Annotated in this window: 15 protein-coding genes and 1 CRISPR repeat array; of the genes, 6 read left to right on the top strand and 9 right to left on the bottom strand. The window is 32.3% G+C overall.

Features of this window, described 5'->3' with window-relative positions; translation table 11 throughout:
• Positions 1 to 71 precede the first annotated feature (71 nt).
• Positions 72 to 377 (top strand): GIY-YIG nuclease family protein, encoded by a 306-nt coding sequence (locus Q4Q34_RS05855; RefSeq protein ID WP_303316328.1) that lies wholly within the window; start codon positions 72 to 74, stop codon positions 375 to 377.
• Between the two features lie 414 nt (positions 378 to 791).
• On the opposite strand, the gene Q4Q34_RS05850 is transcribed toward Q4Q34_RS05855, so the two are convergent.
• Positions 792 to 1,157 (bottom strand): hypothetical protein, encoded by a 366-nt coding sequence (locus Q4Q34_RS05850; RefSeq protein WP_303316327.1) that lies wholly within the window; start codon positions 1,155 to 1,157, stop codon positions 792 to 794.
• 429 nt (positions 1,158 to 1,586) lie between these two features.
• On the opposite strand from Q4Q34_RS05850, the gene Q4Q34_RS19625 reads away from it, so the two are divergent.
• A complete protein-coding gene (locus tag Q4Q34_RS19625; RefSeq protein ID WP_408611524.1) occupies positions 1,587 to 1,826 on the top strand; it encodes a helix-turn-helix domain-containing protein in 240 nt (79 codons plus the stop codon).
• A gap of 319 nt (positions 1,827 to 2,145) precedes the next feature.
• Positions 2,146 to 5,532 (top strand): type II CRISPR RNA-guided endonuclease Cas9, encoded by a 3,387-nt coding sequence (gene cas9 / locus Q4Q34_RS05845; RefSeq protein WP_303316326.1) that lies wholly within the window; start codon positions 2,146 to 2,148, stop codon positions 5,530 to 5,532.
• A gap of 88 nt (positions 5,533 to 5,620) precedes the next feature.
• A CRISPR array of direct repeats spans positions 5,621 to 8,820; the repeat unit is 36 nt; unit sequence GTTGTAGTTTGATTAAGGATTAGAAAACACGATATT.
• Positions 8,821 to 9,139: 319 nt separating this feature from the next.
• Here cas9 and cas2 read toward each other — a convergent pair.
• Both cas2 and cas1 read right to left on the bottom strand, forming a co-directional pair.
• Positions 9,140 to 9,469 carry a CRISPR-associated endonuclease Cas2 gene (cas2, locus tag Q4Q34_RS05840; RefSeq protein WP_303316325.1) on the bottom strand — a complete coding sequence of 110 codons (330 nt, stop codon included), beginning with the start codon at positions 9,467 to 9,469 and terminating at the stop codon, positions 9,140 to 9,142.
• Positions 9,460 to 10,344 (bottom strand): type II CRISPR-associated endonuclease Cas1, encoded by an 885-nt coding sequence (cas1, locus tag Q4Q34_RS05835; RefSeq protein WP_303316324.1) that lies wholly within the window; start codon positions 10,342 to 10,344, stop codon positions 9,460 to 9,462. Before cas1 ends, cas2 begins: the two co-directional genes overlap by 10 nt.
• 196 nt (positions 10,345 to 10,540) lie before the next feature.
• Between cas1 and Q4Q34_RS05830 the strand changes: the two genes are divergently transcribed.
• Positions 10,541 to 10,918 carry a hypothetical protein gene (locus Q4Q34_RS05830; protein WP_303316323.1) on the top strand — a complete coding sequence of 126 codons (378 nt, stop codon included), beginning with the start codon at positions 10,541 to 10,543 and terminating at the stop codon, positions 10,916 to 10,918.
• An 866-nt stretch (positions 10,919 to 11,784) separates the two neighbouring features.
• Here the strand turns inward: Q4Q34_RS05830 and Q4Q34_RS05825 are convergent.
• Complete coding sequence (locus tag Q4Q34_RS05825) at positions 11,785 to 12,753, bottom strand: endonuclease/exonuclease/phosphatase family protein (protein ID WP_303316322.1); 969 nt, start codon at positions 12,751 to 12,753, stop codon at positions 11,785 to 11,787.
• Between the two features lie 62 nt (positions 12,754 to 12,815).
• Between Q4Q34_RS05825 and hflX the strand changes: the two genes are divergently transcribed.
• Together hflX and Q4Q34_RS05815 are read left to right on the top strand one after the other, a co-directional pair.
• Positions 12,816 to 14,036, top strand: a complete 1,221-nt coding sequence (hflX, locus tag Q4Q34_RS05820) for a GTPase HflX (RefSeq protein WP_303316321.1) — start codon at positions 12,816 to 12,818, stop codon at positions 14,034 to 14,036.
• A 69-nt stretch (positions 14,037 to 14,105) separates the two neighbouring features.
• The gene (locus tag Q4Q34_RS05815) at positions 14,106 to 16,343 is read left to right on the top strand and encodes a transglycosylase domain-containing protein (RefSeq protein ID WP_303316320.1); all 2,238 of its coding nucleotides are present in this window, start codon (positions 14,106 to 14,108) and stop codon (positions 16,341 to 16,343) included.
• Between the two features lie 169 nt (positions 16,344 to 16,512).
• On the opposite strand, the gene Q4Q34_RS05810 is transcribed toward Q4Q34_RS05815, so the two are convergent.
• From Q4Q34_RS05810 to Q4Q34_RS05790, 5 genes are read right to left on the bottom strand one after another with little or no spacing between them, the layout of a single operon-like run.
• Complete coding sequence (locus Q4Q34_RS05810; protein WP_303316319.1) at positions 16,513 to 17,064, bottom strand: class I SAM-dependent methyltransferase; 552 nt, start codon at positions 17,062 to 17,064, stop codon at positions 16,513 to 16,515.
• A 30-nt stretch (positions 17,065 to 17,094) separates the two neighbouring features.
• Positions 17,095 to 18,345: a YaiO family outer membrane beta-barrel protein gene (locus Q4Q34_RS05805; RefSeq protein ID WP_303316318.1), complete on the bottom strand. Its 1,251-nt coding sequence runs from the start codon at positions 18,343 to 18,345 to the stop codon at positions 17,095 to 17,097.
• 15 nt (positions 18,346 to 18,360) lie between these two features.
• A complete protein-coding gene (locus tag Q4Q34_RS05800) occupies positions 18,361 to 20,778 on the bottom strand; it encodes a sulfatase-like hydrolase/transferase (protein WP_303316317.1) in 2,418 nt (805 codons plus the stop codon).
• Between the two features lie 19 nt (positions 20,779 to 20,797).
• Positions 20,798 to 22,228 carry a glycosyltransferase family 2 protein gene (locus tag Q4Q34_RS05795; protein ID WP_303316316.1) on the bottom strand — a complete coding sequence of 477 codons (1,431 nt, stop codon included), beginning with the start codon at positions 22,226 to 22,228 and terminating at the stop codon, positions 20,798 to 20,800.
• A 2-nt stretch (positions 22,229 to 22,230) separates the two neighbouring features.
• On the bottom strand, positions 22,231 to 23,334 hold the full coding sequence (locus Q4Q34_RS05790) for a hypothetical protein (protein ID WP_303316315.1): 1,104 nt from the start codon (positions 23,332 to 23,334) through the stop codon (positions 22,231 to 22,233).
• Positions 23,335 to 23,345: the final 11 nt, after the last annotated feature.

Genomic DNA, 23,345 nt, shown 5'->3' with positions numbered 1-23,345 from the left:
ACAGAAGTTTTCTTTTGTTTAGGGATGGTGTCATCAGAGCGCAGCGAAGAATCTCATAAAAATAACACTAAATGAAAACAAAAGGCACACATAACTACTATATCTATATACTAACCAATAGAATAAAAACAGTTCTATACACCGGAGTAACCAATAACCTAAAAGAACGACTCTATTTTCATAAAAACCCAGAAACTTTTTCAAAAGCCTTTACTTCAAAATATAAATGTTTTCATCTTATTTATTATGAACATTTTTTTGAAATTGAAGATGCTATTAAAAGAGAAAAGCAAATCAAAGGTTGGAGTAGAGAAAAAAAGAATAATCTAATTTCTAGTATTAATCCTAAGTGGTCATTTCTTGATGATACTATTTAAGAGATTCTTCAGTCGTTCCTCCTTCTGAATGAATAACAGCTCTCTGTTGTTTAGGAACAGTGTCATCCTATGTTTGCAAAAGGATATTTATTAATAATTACTTTAGAGTATTATTAATAAAAAGGAGAAGAGCAAGACACTAAAATATTATAACCATTCTAACCTTGAAGTTAATAGAAAAGCTGATGTAAGATTCCCTTTTGCGAGAAAAATTGTTAGTCAGATATTATTGCTTTTTCATTGCAAATTGTATTTGCCCATCAATAATTTGAGAGATAAAATTTTCCATATTTTAGATGCATTATAATGAGAGATTATAAGTTCTATATGAATAACAAAAGGGAATGGCTTACATACTAAATTTTATTTGTACCGTTAATACCGTTTTCTTAATATTTATTAATCAAATTTGTATTACTCAGAAATCATATGTACAATATCGTCTGTTGTAATACATAATTTTATATTTTTTATTACCATCCCCGCAGAAATTAAACCTCTATTATCAAAATATGAACTAGGAAAGACTTTAAAAAAGGCGTCAAATTCTTTTCCCAGCAAGGCATCTATTCCAGATTTGTAAATCTTATTGGCATAAATAATTTCAATTGCCTTTAACCCTGTTTTACAATGTGTTTTAACGGCCTGGTTTAAGGTTGTTTTATCGAGTAATAATATGAGTAAAGCTAAAGTAATATAATGAGAAATTAAAAAATTTTGAGACAATTTCTGAGATTCGGGTTTTAACATGGTTTTAGTTTTATGGTTTAAAATTCTCATTTTTAACAGCTTACCTAAAATGCAGATTTAAAATTGTAAATTGAACTCTTTTGGCACCTGTATTGAATTTCTTTCAGCATTTAGCAGAATCTCATCATTATAAGTTCAAGTTGCCTAAAACATGAGATAAATATCTTATTAACCTTTTTATGTAGGGAAACAAAAAGGCGTGGAACTCAACTTACCGAAAAGAGGTACTGGTATACCGTGCAACAATAAGTGAGCCCACGCCCGGGTACGTTAGCCAATCTACTTATCACCTCGTTGCAAAAAATTACCAGTTTTCTTTTCGAGACTCAAAGCAATTGCTTCAATGTTTTTACAAGAAGAATTGCAAAAGTATGTATTTGATTACAAATATAGTAAAATTTTCAAAATGCGAGCCATGCACCGCATTTTTTGTTTTTTCAATGTATTCTTTTGTTAGTGATGAAATACAATGAGTATATATACGGCTATATAAATTTTCTATGGAAGAAATCTCAGCTTTCAAAAAGAAAATTTGCAATTAACCATAACATAGAAGAAAGTACTCTTAGAGATATAATTAAGGGTGGAAATTACCAAATTTCTTTGCCTACTATTTATAAAATTTGTGAATCCCGAGATATTGAACTGTCAGACTTTTTTATAGAAGTTGAGGCATGGAATAAGTCTGTTAAGAGGTGAAATATCCTAAGTTATTGTGCTTTTGTAATCATTATTATATTTAAAAACTTGTGAAATAACACAAAATTTAAGCTTCAAATTAATTTTTTGTCTTCTTAACTAAATTCTAAAAATAACTACAAATAAAAGTCCCACGGGTTATACGCAGGACTAAAGATTTTCATCTACGGCATATAGCCTTATTATAATAAGATTAAAGGATTAGAAAGTTTAATCTATAACAAATATAAATGAAATATTTTTCATATGCAATACGGTTTTCTGTAAGAAAAATATATTTTGTTTTTTGTACATTTAAAGCTCAAAAAATTAGGGAGTTATGTCAAAAATTTTAGGTTTAGATCTGGGTACTAATAGTATTGGTTGGGCATTAATTGACGATGTACAAAATAAAATACTTGGTATTGGTAGCAGAGTTTTTCCAATGGGGGTAGATAATCTGGGAGATGGCGATAATGAAATGTCTAAAAATGCCAGCAGAACAGGAGCCAGAGGGGTAAGAAGGCAATTTTTTAGAAGACGCTTAAGGAAGAAAAAGCTACTAAAAGCACTTTCTAAACACCATATGTGTCCGTTAAAGGACAGTGATTTTGAGACATGGAAAAAAACAAAACAATTTCCTTCTGCTAAATTGGCTATATGGTTTGCACAGAATCCTTACGAATTAAGACACAAGGCATTGCATGAAAAATTATCTTTAGAAGAAATAGGAAGGGTTTTTTATCATTTAATTCAGCGTAGGGGTTTTTTAAGCAATAGTAGAAAAGGCGGAACAGATGATGGTGCTATTTTTAAAGGAAGTACCAAAGAAGGAAAAATAGGTATTACAGAAACTACAGAAAGTATTAAAGAAAAAACGTTAGGCTCGTATTTGTTTGAAATATACCCTAAGGAGTATCAACCTTTTCAAAGTGGTACAGAACGTATAAGAAATAGATACACTACACGAAAGATGTATGTAGACGAGTTTGAGTTAATCTGGAACAAACAAGCGGCACATCATGTTATTTTAAATGATGAATTAAAAACACTTTTTGGGGGCAGGAAATTAGAGGGGTATAAAGAAGACGGTATTTTATTTCATCAGCGCCCCTTACGCTCTCAAAAACACTTAGTAGGTAATTGTTCTTTTGAACCCACAAAAACTAAATGCCCTATAAGTGCCATTGTTTTTGAGCAATTTAGAGTTTGGCAATGGGTAAATACAGTGGAATGTAACGGTGTTAAAATAAGTCAGGAAGACAAGGGGAAAATTGTGGACTTTCTGTATTCCATTGAAAAACCGGTTTTTAAAAGAATACGAAAAGTTATTGGTAAAGAAAGTGCAGAATTTAAATTTAACTATAAAGATGACGATAAAATAGTAGGAACACATACCATTTCTAATCTATCTCATAAAAAATACTTTGGTAAAAAGTGGTTCGATTTCACCCAAAAAGAACAGGATGATATTTGGCACGTATTGTATTTTTTTGATAGTAAATCCAATTTAAAGCAATATGCCATTAAAAATTGGAACTTTACCGAAGCTCAAGCTGAAGCCATTTCTAAGTTTAATGTAAAAGATGGTTATGCAAATTTAAGTAGAAAAGCCATTTCTAATATTTTACCCTTTTTACAACAAGGTTATACTTATGATGTGGCTGTTGTAATGGGAGGGATAAAAAATGTTTTTGGCGATACATGGCAGAATGATTCTTTAGAAAACAATAAAAAACAATTGGAGTTCATCGATAATGTAGAAGATATAGTTCGTACTAAAATTAAAGGTGGTTTTATTGATACGATTAAAGAATTACTTCGTAAAGATTTTGGGTTTAATAACAGGCAGTTAAAAAAATTATATCACCACTCTGCTTCAATCAATAATGACACCTTACTAGAAAAGTTACCAGTAGGAAAAGAAGCTGACAAAGAAATTCAATCCATAAGAAACCCCATTGTAATAACCGCATTATTTGAATTGCGAAAGCTGGTTAATGAATTAATTGAGGAATATGGTGAGATTGAGGACATAAAAGTGGAAATGGCGCGCGATTTAAAATCATCTAAATCACAGCGAAATAAAGTACGCAGAAATCAAAAACGATTAGAGCGCGAAAATGATAGAATAAAAACCGAAGTAGAAAAATATGTGCGTATTTCACACGACAGTATTTTAAAATTCAAACTATGGGAAGAATGTAAAAAAACATGTCCTTACACAGGAAGAGCGATATCTGTAACAGATTTATTTTCGGGAGAAGTTCAGATAGAACATATTCACCCGTGGAGCAGGTCGTTAAATGATAGCTTTGGAAATAAAACCTTATGTTGGGCAGATGAGAATAGAAAAAAAGGAAATAAAACCCCTTTTGAATTTTATGGAAATGATGAAGTTAATTGGGCAACTGTAAAGGAGCGCGCTTTAAAATTGTTTTCAGATACTAAAGAGTATCCCAACGCTTATCAAAAATTTAAAAGGTTTGTTCAGCAAAATTTTGATGACGATTTTACCTCACGACAGTTAAATGATACCAGATATATAAGCAAAGAAGCCAAAAGTTATCTTTCTAAAATATGCTGCAAGGTGACCGTTTCTCCAGGGCAGATAACTTCAAATTTACGTCATAAATGGGGGCTAAATCATATTTTAAACAATGAAAACTCAAAGTCTCGTGAAGACCATCGTCATCATGCTGTAGATGCACTCGTAATGGCATGTACAAAAGTTTCTTATGTACAAGAATTGTCTAAATGGAATGGGTACAATAGAAAATCAGAATCAAAAGTTTTTCCTATGCCTTGGAAAACTTTTAGGTATGATGCGGAACAAGCTATCGATACTATTTTGGTATCTCATAAGTGTATTAAAAATGATATCACTGTTAGAACACATATAACAGATAAAAATGGAAAGAAACACAAAAATAAAGGCATTGCAGCCAGAGGACAGTTGCATAAGGAAACTGTTTTTGGTAAACGAAAAGCACCATTTAGCGAAGAAGCATTTCATGTTAGAAAATCAATAGACAGTTTAACAACTTCAAAACACCTCGATAAAGTAGTAGACGAAACTATCAGGACCTTAATATTAAAGCGAATTCAACAACTAGGAGGTTTTGATAAAGGAAAGATTCCAGCTAATACTTTTTTTATTGTCGGCGAACATGGTGTAAAACAGCCGCAAATATTTTTACCAAATAAAAATGGCGACCCAGTACCTGTTTTAAAAGTAAGAATGAAAGAAAACTTTAGTGGAGCAGAACAACTGAAGGATGATGTAAACCAATGGGTAAACCCCAGAAACAATCATCATGTATTAATTTACAAAGATGAAAAAGGCGAACTAAAAGAAGATGTCGTTACTTTTTGGACAGTAGTTGAAAGGAAAAGACAAGGCGCTTCAATTTATCAATTGCCTTCTGGAGGGAAAGAAATAGTAACGACATTACATATCAATGATATGTTTTTATTAGGACTCGATGAAGATGAAATTAATTGGGATACTCCAGACTATAAGGCATTAAGAGAGCATTTATATAGGGTGCAGAAATTTACTTCAGGAGATTATTATTTTAGAAAGCATCAAGAAAGTTCTTTAAATGGCGAATTAGGGAAAGCATATCAATACATTAAAAATTTTGCTGCTGGCAAAACAGGATGGCTTACTTTTAATCCCATAAAAGTAACTGTTTCAATTTCTGGTAAAATAAAGAAAATTTAAGTTTACATTAATCTGTACGATTAAGTTCTTTGACATTAAGATTAAAAAACACGATATTTATATTTGAATAAACTTATGTCAAATGAGCGTTGTAGTTTGATTAAGGATTAGAAAACACGATATTTTTGAGCCATTAATAATTCGGCTTCAACCAGTTGTAGTTTGATTAAGGATTAGAAAACACGATATTTTTTGATAATGATTTTAAAATACCTGTTTTGTTGTAGTTTGATTAAGGATTAGAAAACACGATATTACTAGCGATTAAAGCTGTTTGAGCAGCTCCGTTGTAGTTTGATTAAGGATTAGAAAACACGATATTAAGTTGTTTTAGAAATGAACAACATAACAGTTGTAGTTTGATTAAGGATTAGAAAACACGATATTAACGGCTACGGATTTAAATCATGCCTATTGGTTGTAGTTTGATTAAGGATTAGAAAACACGATATTTTTGAGCCATTAATAATTCGGCTTCAACCAGTTGTAGTTTGATTAAGGATTAGAAAACACGATATTTTTTGATAATGATTTTAAAATACCTGTTTTGTTGTAGTTTGATTAAGGATTAGAAAACACGATATTACTAGCGATTAAAGCTGTTTGAGCAGCTCCGTTGTAGTTTGATTAAGGATTAGAAAACACGATATTAAGTTGTTTTAGAAATGAACAACATAACAGTTGTAGTTTGATTAAGGATTAGAAAACACGATATTAACGGCTACGGATTTAAATCATGCCTATTGGTTGTAGTTTGATTAAGGATTAGAAAACACGATATTAAATATTACCAGCATACTACAGGAATTAAAGTTGTAGTTTGATTAAGGATTAGAAAACACGATATTAAAAATACGACTTGTCCAGCCGTATTAATCGTTGTAGTTTGATTAAGGATTAGAAAACACGATATTGATAAAGCAGATATTACACCACAACATATTGTTGTAGTTTGATTAAGGATTAGAAAACACGATATTTAAACGGAAAACCGGGATGAACTTCTTTGTGTTGTAGTTTGATTAAGGATTAGAAAACACGATATTTAAAAGCCATTGTAGGACCGTGATGGCTCAGTTGTAGTTTGATTAAGGATTAGAAAACACGATATTTTTCTAAAAACCTAAGCGAGATCAAACCAGTTGTAGTTTGATTAAGGATTAGAAAACACGATATTAAATTGGCTTTATTAGCAAACTTAACCATAGTTGTAGTTTGATTAAGGATTAGAAAACACGATATTGCTTAGGGCTTATTCATGGGCTAAGGATAAGTTGTAGTTTGATTAAGGATTAGAAAACACGATATTCAGCAATGTTTTTTGTATTATTTACTGGATGTTGTAGTTTGATTAAGGATTAGAAAACACGATATTTAGCGTAACGTTGGCTAAACTCTTGAAAAGGTTGTAGTTTGATTAAGGATTAGAAAACACGATATTAGCAATGTTTTTTGTATTATTTACTGGATGTTGTAGTTTGATTAAGGATTAGAAAACACGATATTTAAAAAATAAAATATGTACGCAGTACTAAAGTTGTAGTTTGATTAAGGATTAGAAAACACGATATTGCAGGTAAAAAAGAATCTGATAAAGAACTGGTTGTAGTTTGATTAAGGATTAGAAAACACGATATTTAACGGGATTTACGCCATAATTAAGATTAAGTTGTAGTTTGATTAAGGATTAGAAAACACGATATTGTAAGTATATGAACTTTGTTGGGACAAATAGTTGTAGTTTGATTAAGGATTAGAAAACACGATATTAATGAATGGTTCTAAGTTAGACCCTGACCAGTTGTAGTTTGATTAAGGATTAGAAAACACGATATTCATTCGCCAAAGCTACACTTGACCTGGCTGGTTGTAGTTTGATTAAGGATTAGAAAACACGATATTCGTGACCATGAAATTATGATGGTCGAATTAGTTGTAGTTTGATTAAGGATTAGAAAACACGATATTATATCCACGGGGTGCAATATTTGTCTTTTTGTTGTAGTTTGATTAAGGATTAGAAAACACGATATTAGTTATGCTGGTTTAGTTTGGAAGTTAGATGTTGTAGTTTGATTAAGGATTAGAAAACACGATATTTTTTAATAGTCAGCATAACTATGTTGCCATGTTGTAGTTTGATTAAGGATTAGAAAACACGATATTAATAAATCAGACCGGATAGAAATTTGGATTGTTGTAGTTTGATTAAGGATTAGAAAACACGATATTTGAACATCGTGGTCATAAGGACAAAGAACCGTTGTAGTTTGATTAAGGATTAGAAAACACGATATTCTTGCTGGATCGTATCTTTTATCCTGTCCAGTTGTAGTTTGATTAAGGATTAGAAAACACGATATTATTACCATTGGAATCATATTTCCTGAAAGTGTTGTAGTTTGATTAAGGATTAGAAAACACGATATTAAGGCTGACAAAACGTAGCATCTATGTTCTGTTGTAGTTTGATTAAGGATTAGAAAACACGATATTTACAGTTTCTATTACCGTTTCCGACAAATCGTTGTAGTTTGATTAAGGATTAGAAAACACGATATTTTCAGTCAGGAACTTACGTTCTTGACGTGAGTTGTAGTTTGATTAAGGATTAGAAAACACGATATTGATATCGTCATTGGGGATGAAGCGCCGCCGGTTGTAGTTTGATTAAGGATTAGAAAACACGATATTTTGTTTAAAGTTTTGTATTTGTTAGGTCTCGTTGTAGTTTGATTAAGGATTAGAAAACACGATATTGATATCGTCATTGGGGATGAAGCGCCGCCGGTTGTAGTTTGATTAAGGATTAGAAAACACGATATTAAGGGACATTTTTCGCTCGTGTGAAAGATCGTTGTAGTTTGATTAAGGATTAGAAAACACGATATTAGTTAATGAAAGAAGGATGGCATACGGATGGTTGTAGTTTGATTAAGGATTAGAAAACACGATATTGGAAGAGTCGTTTAGGAGGTTGGATGTCTTGTTGTAGTTTGATTAAGGATTAGAAAACACGATATTAAGATAAATAATATGTATACATCTCAATTAGTTGTAGTTTGATTAAGGATTAGAAAACACGATATTCCGCAGAACGCACTTACTGATATTCCAACAGTTGTAGTTTGATTAAGGATTAGAAAACACGATATTACAGAAAATGAATTGCTTCTTACACGTGAGGTTGTAGTTTGATTAAGGATTAGAAAACACGATATTGTGCTATCGCCATCGATGTTGATACCAACGGTTGTAGTTTGATTAAGGATTAGAAAACACGATATTAGTTGACTTGTTGTCTTCTAATAATCAATAAATTAGGTGTGAATATCGTTTTAAAAAATGCTTCTTTTTTGCAGTGATAAGGCAAGATTGAAGCATTTTTTTATTTTAACGTCAGTTCGATATATTATAAATTGATAATCATATACTTAAAAGGTTTTAAAGAAGAAATCATGTCATTCCTGACGAGGAACGAGGAGGAATCTCATCATGATGAGATGTCTCGTCACTCATGCTTCGCTCCGTCGACATGACAAACAGCTGTATTTCATTGGATTATATAAGATGTTTTTAATAAAGTTTACGTCGAACTCAGGTTATTTTAAAAGAGTTCTAATTGGGTAGGTGGAGGTTCTTTAGGGACTTCTGCGCGTCCCCAAAAGTTCATGATATTACCAAATTGTTTGTCTGTAATTCGTAATACACTTACTTTACCTAAAGGCGGGAGTAATCTTTTAATACGTTTTTCATGTACATCGGCACTTTCACTGCTCGCACAATGCCTTATATATACAGAATATTGCATCATGGTAAAGCCATCTTTTAAAATGTTTTTCCTAAAACCAGAAGCATTTTTTCTGTCTTTAGCAGTTTCGGTAGGTAAATCAAAAAATACAAATAACCACATAATTCTATAGCCATTTAGTTCCATAATTTAGGGTACTTAATTTTCTTTCTTTTTCCAACATAGCATTGTTGTAAAGAACTGGCTGTTTTTTGGAGCGCTACCATTAAAGGGCTTTTTTCATCTTTAAAGTAAACAGTTCTTGTTAAGGTTTGAAGAAGGATTGATTTTATTTCTGTATTTAAGTCTTCCTCGTCATAATGTTGTGTTATGGTATGAACAGCTTCGTCTATAATAGGTCTAAAGGGTTCCATAATATCATCTGCCAATGCAAAGGCGTTGTATTTACTTTTATGATGAATACCTAGTGTATTTAACAGACCGCTACCAGATAAGGCTCTGGCTGTAGCAGCCCTTAAAATGGCGTAACCATAGTTTAAAAAATTGTTTGGGTAATTCCCGAAACGTTCCCTTTTAAAATTAATTTCAAAAAAAGATTTCCAGTAAAAATTAGCGGCTACAGCTTCCATATTGGAAGTATCTCCACTTAATACTTTACCCGCTAAAAAATCAAATTTGTTTTTTGACTGTGTTATTTTTTCTAATAAAATTCCCTGGTTTTTAATTTTTTCAATAATAGTTTGTTGCCATAATTGCTTTTTTAGTGGGAGACTTGCCTCAACTTGGTGTTTAAAGATTTCTTGTTGAATATGATGGCTGTTTAAATTTAAAAACATACCATTTGGTAAATGTGTTTTATTGCAAATTATTACAGATACGTTATTTGCAATGAGCAAATTTAAAGTGGTTATACTTATGTATATCTCTGGATTATCAATGACTATAAACCCAATGTCTTCTATAGGGATGGTTGTATCTCTTGTTTGCGATTTAACAACTAATTGTTCGTGTTTCGTGGTAAGCGAGCATTTATTGGAGAATAATAACGTCTTTTTAATCATTGTTAATTGGAATTATTAAATAATAATTATCTAATTAGCCTGACCCTAAGAGAGTTAATAAAAGTACTGAGAATAACATCTAATATTTTACGGATATCTGTAATTAGTAATAATGTTCCTTTTATAGTGTTTACAAGCTAGATTCCATCTGTATTAATTATTTACCGTAGTTTTGGTTTTTAAATAGGAAGCCACAATGAATCTATTCGATATCTTATTCTATAATATGTTCTCGCAATACAAAACAAAGTACAAGCAAAAAGCTAACAACATAGCCATTACTTATGTAACGCTTTTACAGGTTTCGTTACTATTGCTTTTGGGTGTTTTCTTTGCAGGCTTTTTTAGGCAAATGCATATGGTAACTATGTCGTCTACCAAAGCATGGACATTATTTACTTTAATTTCTGTATTTATTTATTTTAAAAACTGGATGCAGTACACAGGCAAAAAACGCATGATGATAAATGCAAAAATGAATAAGAAAAGAACGCAGCATTATAATATTTGGTTGCTTTGGTTTTTGCCTATTGCAGCTTTGGGGTTGAGTTATGTTGTGTCTCAGGCGGCTTAGGACATATTGTCATTCCTGCGATCTGTGCTGAACTTGTTTCAGTAAGGCAGGAATCCACTTTAAGGATCAGTAATATTAAATCACAACTTAGCTTTTATTAACAGATTGCCACAGTCGTGCTTCCTTTGCCATGATATGTCATATTTTTGGAGCACTCTTATAAACTGTGAGTTACAATGCTATATACTTAACTATAAACAAGTCTATATTCTTGACTCTAACAGCAAAGCGGTCTATGTTCTTTGGAGATGATAACAGATTGCCACAGTCGTGCTTCCTTTGCCATGACACGTCATATTTTTGAGCCACTCTTATAAATTGCGAGTTACAATGCTATATGCTTACTATAAACAAGTCTTGATTCTTGACTCTAACAGCAAAGCAGTCTATGTTCTTTGGAAATGATAACAGATTGCCACAGTCGTGCCTCCTTCGCAACGACATGTCATATTTTTGAGCCACTCTTATAAACTGTGAGTTACAATGTTATATACTTAACTATAAACAAGTCTATATTCTTGACTCTAACAGCAAAGCAGTCTATGTTCTTTGAAGATGATAACAGATTGCCACAGTCGTGTCTCCTTCGCAACGACATGTCATATTTTTGAGCTATTCTTTAAATTGCGAGTTACAATGCTATATGCTTACTATAAACAAGTCTTGATTCTTGACTCTAACAGCAAAGCAGTCTATGTTCTTTGGAAATGATAACAGATTGCCACAGTCGTGCCTCCTTCGCAACGACATGTCATATTTTTGAGCCACTCTTATAAACTGTGAGTTACAATGCTATATACTTAACTATAAACAAGTCTATATTCTTGACTCTAACAGCAAAGCGATCTATGTTCTTTGGAGAGACATTACTTCTTAAAAATAGCATACACAGGAAAGTGGTCACTATAACCACCTTTGTATCTCTTACCAACAAAGGTTCTAAAAGGTGTGCCTTTGTATCTTCCATTAAAGAGTTTTAGGAAATCTTCATCAAAAATATTGGCGGTGCTAAACTTGAATTTATCCGTTGTGCTTTTAAAAAAATTAGTTGAAAATAAAATCTGATCGAATAAGTTCCACCGTCGGTTGTGGTTTGTCGTTCCTCTATTGTAAGATCGTAAGACTTCCATAGGGTTGTATAAATTAGAACCCTCAACAAGTTGTTTAATACTTTTGCTGGAAGGATCGTCATTAAAATCACCAATAACAATAATTTTAGCATCCGGATTATCATCGCGAAGCATGGAAATAACTTCTGCGGCTTTATCAGACGAAGCCATACGCTTATGTTCTGTTTCCTTTTCACCCTCACGTCTAGACGACCAATGGTTTACAATAACATGAATGGCTTCGCCATCAAGTAGACCAGAAACCAGTAAGATATCTCGTGTGTAATCCGGCGAGCCATCATCATCAAATAACTGGATAGTAAAAGTTTCAGAACCAGTCACTTCAAAAGCATTGGCATCATATAATAAAGCGACATCAATCCCACGTTCATCTAAAGAATCGTAATGCACATAATCGTAATTACAGTCCTCTAAATGTTCAGAGTTTATTAAATCTTCAATAACAGAAGCGTTTTCAACTTCGGCCAATCCCACAATGGCAGGATATTTTCCTGTTTCGTGTCTCCCGATATTAGAAATGGCGAAGCCCAGTTTTTTGAGTTTATTTTTATAACGTTTGGGGGTCCATTTTTTTACCGAAGTTGGTAAAAAATCATTGTCGTGGGTGTGTTTATCTTCCGTAGTATCAAATAAATTTTCAAGGTTATAAAATGCTACGGTTTGCAAATCGTCACGTATGGGAATGTCTTCTAAAGCGTCTGTCATAAATCAAAAATAGGATTAAAAATATAAAAATAATAATACCTGTAAATGTTTAACTTTGCAACATGATAGAAAAGAAAGATATGGCTTTAGAAAAAGCTGTTTTAATAGGCATTATTACTAAAGATCAGGATGAGGTAAAATCAAAAGAGTATTTAGATGAATTGGAGTTTTTAACCTTTACTGCCGGGGGGTATGCTATAAAGCGTTTTACTCAGAAAATGGATATGCCAAACCCTAAAACATTTATAGGTACTGGTAAGATGGAAGATGTGCGCCAATTTATAGAGGAAAACGATGTTGGCACTGCTATTTTTGATGATGAATTGTCTGCGGCACAAGAACGAAATATTAGTAAAATACTTAATGTTAAAGTATTAGATAGGACTAATTTAATCCTCGATATTTTTGCACAGCGTGCGCAAACAAGTTATGCCAGAACCCAGGTAGAGTTGGCGCAATGTGAATACTTGCTCCCACGATTAAGAGGGATGTGGACACACCTTGAACGACAAAAAGGGGGTATTGGAATGCGTGGTCCTGGTGAAACCGAAATTGAAACGGATAGACGTATTGTACGTGATAAAATAGCGTTGCTAAAGGCACGTATAAAAACCATTGATAAGCAAATGGCCGTACAGCGAGGTAATCGTGGTAAAATGGTGCGTGTGGCATTGGTGGGTTATACGAACGTTGGGAAATCTACGTTAATGAATGTAGTAAGTAAAAGTGAAGTTTTTGCCGAAAACAAGTTATTTGCCACTTTAGATACTACGGTTAGAAAGGTTGTGATTCAAAACTTACCGTTTTTATTAAGTGATACAGTTGGGTTTATAAGAAAGTTACCTACTCAATTGGTAGATAGTTTTAAAAGTACGCTGGATGAAGTTAGAGAAGCCGATTTATTGCTACATGTTGTTGATATTTCGCATCCTAATTTTGAGGAACATATTGAGTCTGTAAATAAAATTTTAGGTGAAATAAAAAGTGGTGATAAACCCACTATTATGGTGTTTAATAAAATTGATGCCTATGAAGCTGAGCCTTTGGAGGAAGATGATTTAGAAACGGAACGTACAGAAAAACACTATTCTTTAGAGGAATGGAAAAGTACCTGGATGAGTAAGGTTGGTAATAATGCTTTGTTTATTTCGGCAATAAATAAAAGTAATTTAGAGGACTTTAAAAAACGTGTTTACGATGAGGTTCGAAACATTCATATAACACGTTTTCCTTATAATCATTTCTTATATCCGGATTATAATTATGAAGATATGGGGAAATAATATCATTTTAAATTTGAATTTGTCGCAAGAGAAAATGATATAACGCAAACAAAAAAGCATAGCCCCAAAATGAATTGGATTGTATCGTTATTGAAAAAGAAATGGGTTAAGTGGTTCATGCTGGTTTGTGCCTCTGTGATTATTTTTTTTGCTATCATATACATAAGTGTCCTTTTAGGCTTTTTCGGAAAACTACCTACCGAAGCAGATTTAAGTTCTATTAAACAAGCCGAGGCAACACAAGTCCTAGATAAAGACAGTAAGTTAATAGGCAAGTACTATATTTACGATAGGCAACCTTTAACTTTTAAAGATTTACCAAAACACCTTATTGATGCATTAATAGCAACAGAAGATGTTCGTTTTTATGAGCATGATGGTGTTGATAATGTGAGTTTGCTTCGTGTACTTTTTAAAAGTATTATTTTAAGAGATAAATCGGCAGGAGGCGGTAGTACCATTACGCTTCAATTGGCTAAAAACTTATTTGGAAGAAAGAAACATGCTGTATTTAGTATGTTAATTAATAAGTTTAAGGAGTCTATTATAGCAAAACGTATTGAAGCTATTTATTCTAAAGAAGATATTTTAACGCTTTATCTTAATACGGTGCCCTTTCCCGATAATACGTATGGTGTTGAAAGTGCTTCGCTTAAGTTTTTCAATAAACAAGCATCAGCATTAACGCATTTAGAAGCAGCTACACTTGTTGGCACTTTAAAGGCAACGAACTCTTATAATCCAAGGCTTTATTTAGAGCGAAGCCAATCTCGACGGAACGTGGTTTTTCAGCAAATGTTAAAGTATGGGTATTTATCTCAGGATTCGGTTGATTTATTTACAAAACAAGATATTGTTTTAAACTATAAATCGTTTCATCACGATGTAGGATTAGCCCCCTATTTTAGAGCTGAGGTAAAAAGAGAATTAGCAAGGATATTAGATACGCTGAAAAAAGCAAATGGCGACTCGTACGATTTGTATAGAGATGGTTTGATTGTACACACAACTTTAGATTCAGACATGCAAGCACTTGCTGAAACTGCTATGAAAGAACATCTTTCTAGTTTGCAAAAGGCTCATGAAAAATCCTTTGGAAAATCCGCACCGTGGCTTGCAAATAAAAATATTATTCAAACCGCCTTAAGAAAACTTCCAGCTTATAAATCGTATAAAAAATCAGGGTTAACTGAAGCACAGATATTAGATTCGTTATCTGTAAAACGTAAAACGGAATTGTTTACATGGGGAGAAAATACCATTAAAAACGTATCTACTGTTGATAGTTTAAAGCATTATTTAAAGTTTTTAAATACGGGCATGCTATCCATAGAACCTCAAACAGGAGCCATAAGAGCTTATTTAGGAGGCATTGATTTTCGTTTTTTTAAATATGATCATGTGTCTCAAAGCGAACGACAGGTAGGTTCTACATTCAAACCCTTTGTATACACCACAGCCATTGAAAATGGTATGAAACCTTGTACTTATTTTTCATTATCTGAAGTCACCTATACAGATTTTGATAACTGGACGCCCACGAACTCTGGAAAGGATGAAGACACAGAACATCTTAACTATAATTTAGAAACGGCATTAAGTAATTCGGTAAATACCATTGCGGTAAAGGTTTTAAATAAAGTAGGCATTGAGAGTGTTATAGAACAAGCTAAAAAAATGGGAATTTCTAAAGACCTTCCAGAGAAACCATCGTTAGCTTTAGGTGTTGCAGAGATTAATTTGAAAGAACTCACAGGTGCTTATACGGGTTATGTGAATGATAGTAAAAGTGCTAAGCCTTATGCGATAACGAAAATTGAAGATAAAGAAGGAAATATAATAGCTTCCTTTAAACCAGAAGTTAGCAAGGAAAAAGTTTATAGTGATTACACTAGACAGGTGATGCTGAAAATGATGCAGTCTACAGTTAATACAGGAACAGCATTCAGATTAAGAACAACATACCAGCTTAAAAATGACATTGCCGGAAAAACTGGGACAACTCAAAATAATAAGGATGGTTGGTTTGTGGGTATTACGCCCAAACTTGTTACTGTAACGTGGGTTGGCAATGATAACCATAGCATAGGATTTAAATCTACAGGAATAGGACAAGGCGCTCATTCGGCGTTACCGATTTTTGCTAAGTTTTATCAAAAGATGAATGCAGATGTGCGTTTTAATAGCATTACAAAAAGTCAGTTTGAAACACCTTCTCAGGAAGTGTTAGATGATTTGGATTGTAATCCAGAAAAGCGAGATGGGTTTTTTAAAAGAATTTTTGGGAATAAGAAGAAAAAGAGATAAAACAACCTTGTCATTCCATTCAGAAGGAGGAACGACTGAAGTGTCTAAAAAAGCGTTTTATTTAATCGGTATGCTTTATAATGTGAACTTTATGTGTCTCCTTGTTTTTCAATAAGCTTTGACGCAATGAGATTCTTAGCTGTGCTCTGAATAACACGCGAATAGCATTTTAATTCCTGACCTTTCTACAATGATAAATATATTCCGTTATAAAGTTTTTATTTGAAGTCATTTCACACGCTTCAAATATTTGCTGAAATTTCTTGAAGTTGAATTTGGTATATAAAACCTGACTGTAATAGGCATTATTTTCTAAAAGATCATAAGCATCCTGTATAATAGCCAAGCCTTTTTCTTTACTGAAAAAAGAAAATGGAATAGATGAAATTACAGCATTTACATTTTCTTTTACATGTCTTTTTAAGTTTTGAGCGCCATCATTAACAATAACTAATCTATTATCCGTTATGTTTCTTTTTACATGATCACAGAAACTTTCTTTTACCTCAAAAGCATATAGTTTTGATGTTGGCGCCATGGTATTTAATATTTCCTGAGTAATATTACCGTGTCCCATTCCAAATTCAACAATAACTTTATTGTCTTCTGTTGGAATGTGTTTACAAATATCAATTTCAACCTGTCTACTGGTTTCAGATATAGCACCAGTAACTAATAAGTTTTTTGCAAATGCAATAGATGTTTTAAGTTTTTGATTCATCTAATTTTATTGATTTTTGATTGAAATTTATTACTTAAATAATAAGTCCCAAGATAATGAAAACGAATAAATCCAGAAATAAGTACCTGGATTAAAGCTAATTTCCTGATGGGCTATTCCTGCCTGAGCCCCCCAAAGATTATGGTTGTTTTTTGAAGAAAAATAATATCCTAAATTAAACTTTTGGGATTGCAGATTAATAATGGCATCTTCATTACCTCCGAAATTAAACCTGTTTTCTTCGGGTGAAAAACCTGCACCAACATCAACACTAAAATAATTATTAACATCTCTTCTGTATTTTCTAAAACTAAGCGTTCCAGATTTACTCGCTTTAGGTTCGCCAGGTGTTACATAAGCTCTAAATGCCCAATAATTATTTTTTTGATACCAGCCAATAGAGCCTGTGTATATGGTGGTTGTCGAACTAAATTTTAAAGCTCTAAAACCTAATGAAGCTTCAAAGCTTTTTGGCAACGATTTATATAATTCTGCGCCATACCTTACATCTGGAAATAAAAATGAATTAGCCACTCCAAAATTTAAATAAGCATATAAACCGTTAACTATTCTGGGATACATATCAACTTCAAACTGAACACCATTAGATTGAAAACGCCTGTTAAAATTAATTTTGGTATGAATGCTTCCGTATTTAGTAGCTCGGGCATATTTTATTAAATAAAACTGCATGGGATCAAAGACCTGTGAATATAAATCCACTGACGCTTTTAATCCGATAGTATTTAGGCTTAATTTAGTTGTTAGGCTTGCTTTGTAAGCGATGGCTTTTTCGTGTTTGGAGTCGTTTTTTAAAATGGTTTTTATAGTTGCCAGAGCTTCTTCAGGGTTATTTGAAGCATCTTCTGCACTTGCTTTTAAGTATAAAATTTCTGAATTTTCAGGAAAATGCGTTAAGGCTTTTTTTACCATTTCTAAAGCACTATATGGCGCAGCACTCCATAATTCATTCTTAATAGCAGCTTTCCAGGTATCTAATCTATCTGGCGATTTTTTTAATACGTAATTGAACGCTTCTTTGGCTTTTTTATAATGGCCATCCCAGGAATATGTGCTTGCTAAAAATGAACGGATGTCATGATAGTCGGGGTATTTGGTTAATATGAGTAGCAAACTATCTTGTGACTCCTTTCTTTGTTTGTTAAAAGCGAGGTCTCTTGCTACTTTAAAAGCATTATCGGGATCTCCCTTAAAGACTTTTTGCTGCCCAAAAGAACCAAAATGTATAGACATTAATATGATAAACATATACTTGTTCATAGTTTTAAATGGTCTTTATTTTAAGCCTTTTTTAAATGCCAGATAATCAGAATTATTTGGATGAATTTTAATAATACTGTCCATTAATTTAATAGCAAACGCTTTATGGTCTAACCGCTGATATGCTTTAGCCATTTTAAAAGGAATGTCCGCATTTAACACATCATTCTTTTTGGCCTGGTTGAATATCTGTACGGATTTATCATCCTGTCCAGACCACCAGTACATATCCAGAATTGCTAAATAGGCATCATCATAATAAGGTGATCTTTTAATAGCATTTAGTAATACTTTTTCTGATTCTTCATAGTGTCTTTCCCAAGCTAAGGACCGCCCTTTTAATATTCTGGCATCTGTGTAATTTGGGTATTCATTGAGTATATAATCACAAAGTAAGCGAGCTATTTCGTATTGTTTTTTAAATGATAAATCTCTGGCGATAAATAGCATTTCATCGTATGTTTTTCCTTTGGTATGTTCGTTAATTGTAGCTAATTGCTCTGGAGAGAATTCTGTTTTTGGGGTTACATAAATATTAAGTGAGTCTGGGAAAATTTTATTCTGTTGTGTAACATAAGCATTCATCCTCTTAAAGGCCAATAAAGAATCGGTCATGGTTTTTACTATGGCTTCTTCATTTACTTTATAGGTTCCAAAATTTTCATTTATTTTGAATAGTTCTCCATCAGAATATAAATAGTCTTTGTATATAAAATCATTAATGCTTCCTTTATAACGCATTAAAGGTATTTTATGAATATTCCTAAAATGTCTGGTAGTGTCTAATCCATTTCCAACCCAAGGTGTTTTATCTAATGGTTTGAATTTAAAGTTTTTTATTAAGGTGTTTAAAACACTTGGAGTTACATCCCAATGGGATGATACAGATTTAAATGTATCGGCTTTTTTTAATAGTGGACTGTATATTAAAAAAGGAACATGAAACCTGCAAAGTTTGTCTTTTTGAGTGATTGGAATCAGCCTATGATCTCCAGTTATGATAAAGATGGTATTTGAATAATCTGGACGTTGTTCGTAACCATGCATAAATTCTTTTATGGCATTATCGGTATAAAGCAGGCATCCAAAAATATCTTTATGATCATTTATCTGGTTTTTTACAGATTCTAACTCATCAGAAGATGTTAATAGTTTATCAACTTTAGCCATATATTCTTCTTTTTTAGGGAATTCAAATGGCTCATGCGTAGAAAGTGTCATAACGATATCTAAGCGTGGTTGCTTTTCTATTTGAAAAGATGTTAATGCTTTTCTAAAGATTTCACTATCTGGATATCCCCAAGAAAAACCACCATCGTTACCTTTTGTTTTTTCAAAAGAAGGGCCGTATTTATTTTCGTCTACGAGGGTTTCAATACCATTATACTCTAAAAAATTAATTTTTCGGTCAAAACTAGATGGTCCTCCAGAATAATAAGACGTTTTATATCCATTTGCTTTTAGGACGCTAATAAGTGATATGTGCGAAGGTGTTTTTGTTACATCTAAAAAACCTGTTTCACCATAAGGTAAAGACCCAAACAAAGAGGGTAAGATCCCGAATGATCTTCCCGTGGTGCTTACAAAATTTTTCCAGTACAATGATTTTGATATTAGCGAATCTAAATATGGAGTAAAACCGCTATATTCATTTCCATCTACAAATTCGCTTCCCAATCCTTCTACTACAATGAATACGATGTTAGGTTTATCTTCTTTAAATGTTAAGAACGGCGATAGTACATCTTTGGGACTATTAGCTGATTTTAATAATGGGTAATCAGTTCTGTTTGCAAATTCGGAACTATTTAATTTGCTCTTTTCACGTTGAAATTTTATAATATCGTTTACTAAAAAAGAAATTTTATTTTGATGTGGTTTACTCGATGCTGTGGGGATAATTAATTTTAAGCACCCTAATAACAGTATTGATAAAATACCTACGCCTATTAACTTTCTTTTGATTATAGTATTGTTAATATATTTATATAACAATAAGAAGAATAAAGGGAATATTATGAATGGAAAAAAATAAGTAAAAGAAATTGATTCTGATACTGAAACGGTGCTAAAAGCATCATTAAATGAATATCCTAAAATGTCGACTCCTAAATTTAAATTGGTTGTTAAGCTATATTTTACAAGTGAAAATTGAATAATTACAAATAAAATAAACAATACTTTTGTTATGATAATGGCTTCCTTTTTTATTAATGAGTTTAATAATAAAAAAAGAGGAAGTAGTAAAGTGCCTATAATTAAACCACTCCAAAAATCATTAACAAGCTTATAAATTGAGGCTAAAAAAATATTAGTTTCAGATGTTTTTACAGCAAAAAGCTCAAATAAACTTACAAACCACAACGCACCAATTAATGATATAGTTAAATACACGTATTTATTTATGGCTTCTTTTTCGATATTAAATGTCATAAGTACTTGTGTTTTTAAACTATGATGAGGTTAGACCTTTTCGTTGCATAACGCCCCATTTCTTTTTCTTATTAAAGTAGTAATCGTAATTCCCTTTTATGGCTGCATATAGAATAAATGGATGTAAAACAAAGGGCTCAAGTGCTGTTAGTAAAACTAATTTGTAACCTGTGCCTTTCTTTTTGTATTGATGGAATGTTAACTCTTCAGAGTAAAGTGCTATTATCGAAAATAGCACAGAAAAGATATAGGCGAGCATGAGAAATGACAGTGCGTATTCCCATCGTACTTCTTTAAGAATAACCAGAATGGCAAAATAAATAATACCTACAGTTTCTATTATAGGAGCAAGACGTTCAAATATTAGCCAATATGGATAGCTTAGCATGCCAAAGGAACCATAGTTTCTGTTGAAACCAATTTTCCGATGTTTTTTTAGTGTTTCTATAGTGCCACGTGTCCATCTATTGCGTTGGGAAATAAATATTTTATAATTATCGGGAGCTTCTGTCCAGCATAGCGGATCAGGAATATAAGACACTTTATATTTTTCATTTTTCTCTTCCATATAGCGTCGCATACGTACAATAATTTCCATGTCTTCTCCCACGGTTTGAGTATCGTAACCTCCCACGGCAATAGCTATTTCTTTATCAAATATGCCAAAAGCACCAGATATTACTAATAAACCGTTTAATCGGCTCCATGCCATTCTGCCTAATAAAAAGGCTCTTAAATATTCTAATATTTGTGATTGTACCAAAAGTGCTTTGGGTAGATTAACATCAATTAATTTACCGCCTCTAATAATACAAGAGTTAGCAATACGAATAACGCCTCCTGTAGCGATAACTTTAGCATCGGTTTCTTCTAAAAAAGGTTTAATCATTTTTTGAAGGGCATTTTCTAACAGTAAACAGTCTACATCTATACAGGCTACGTACTTACTTTTACTAATATTTAACCCCATGTTTAAGGCATCTGCTTTCCCTCCGTTTTTTTTATCGACGACCATCAACTTTTCGAAGGCAGGGTTTTTAGATTTAAATACACCAGCACGCAAGGATTGGGTTTTAATTTTTTCATTAATTATAAAATCAACCTTCTCTAAATCGTAAGCCTCAATGAGTTTTTCTAAACTGTTATCTGTACTACCATCGTTAATAATAATTACATTGTAATTAACATAATGATTGGATAATAGCGACCTTACATTTTCAACAACATTTAAACTCTCATTATATGCTGGTGCAATTATGGTTATAGAGGGGGACATAGTGGAAGATAAGATGTCTTTATAGTTAACAAAACTATTTTTTTTAAGATATTCTATGGTTTCTTTACCAGAGATTACCGATAGAATGATATAAGAGGTAATTGCAGCAAATGCGTACCCAAAAAACAGGTAGTGCAGTATTTGTAAAATTATTTTAACTGTACTAGTATCCATAATTAAGTGTTAGTTACAAATTTTAATATCTTTTTATTACCTATGCTTTTAGGGGATCTGCTAAGCCCCATAAATTTATCTAGGTTGATAGATTTTAATATTTTAAGTGCCAGCAATTGTATTTCGAAATTTTTATGAAAAAGATGTTTTTCAATAAAAGGTTCGTCAGATGGAACCACTAATTTTTCGAGTAAACCAAAAAAACTAATTTGTTCTTCTAAACTTAGTTCGTTAAAATTAGCTTTTAGCATTTCTTTTGCTTCTATTCCATATAGGCTTGTTAATACTTCAATAGCTCTAACTCTAATCTTTTTTATTGAGTGAGATAACAACTCCATTAAAGTATCTTTAACTTCAAATTGGTTATACATCTTGGCTAGTTTTAGGGCAAATAAAACGACTGTATGATTTGAAGATTTTAACCAGGGTTTAATATCGCAAATTTGTTGATCGTCAAACTTCTGAAGTGTTTCCAGTAATTGTACCTGTGCCCATTCAGATAATGGGGTTTTAAGTTCGTCTAAAAAAGAAAGCCCATTAAACCGAAACATATTAACCATGTATAATTGGGTTTCTTTTCTAACCTCAAGTCTTGGGTGCTTAATAAATGGTTCTACAAGATCATGTGCTTCTTCAATTTTAAAACGGGTTAGTTCTCCGATGCCTTTGGCTATGATGTACCAATTTTTATTTTCTAAACGCGCCAAAGCATAATTATAGAGCCCCGTTTTGAAATAAAGTAATTTAATGGAATCGGACATTTCCCCAGAAACTTCATTCATTAAATTATATAAAATGGAAATGATTATTTTACGTTTTGATTTTACATGTACTGAAGCTTTTAGCTTTTCTATTATGGCTATTTGATGATCGGTAATGTCTCCATCTTCAGCACCGGAATACAAATATTCAATTAATGTCGATTCGTAATCTTCTCTAAACTTGGCAGTTTCTATATTTTTTTTTCTTAGTGCAGCACGAATTAGTTTTAAGTATAAGGTAAGAACAACTATGGCCAAAAGTAATGTACAACTCATTGCCCAAGCTATTTGTATTAAGAGCGGGGCTTCATTGAAATGATCAATAAGATATTGATAAGCTTCCATATAAAACACGA

Origin of the sequence: Flavivirga abyssicola, assembly GCF_030540775.2 — a bacterium.
Classification (GTDB): Bacteria; Bacteroidota; Bacteroidia; order Flavobacteriales; family Flavobacteriaceae; genus Flavivirga; species Flavivirga abyssicola.
Note: the sequence above shows the minus strand (reverse complement) of the source record. Positions and strands in the feature narration are given on the sequence as shown.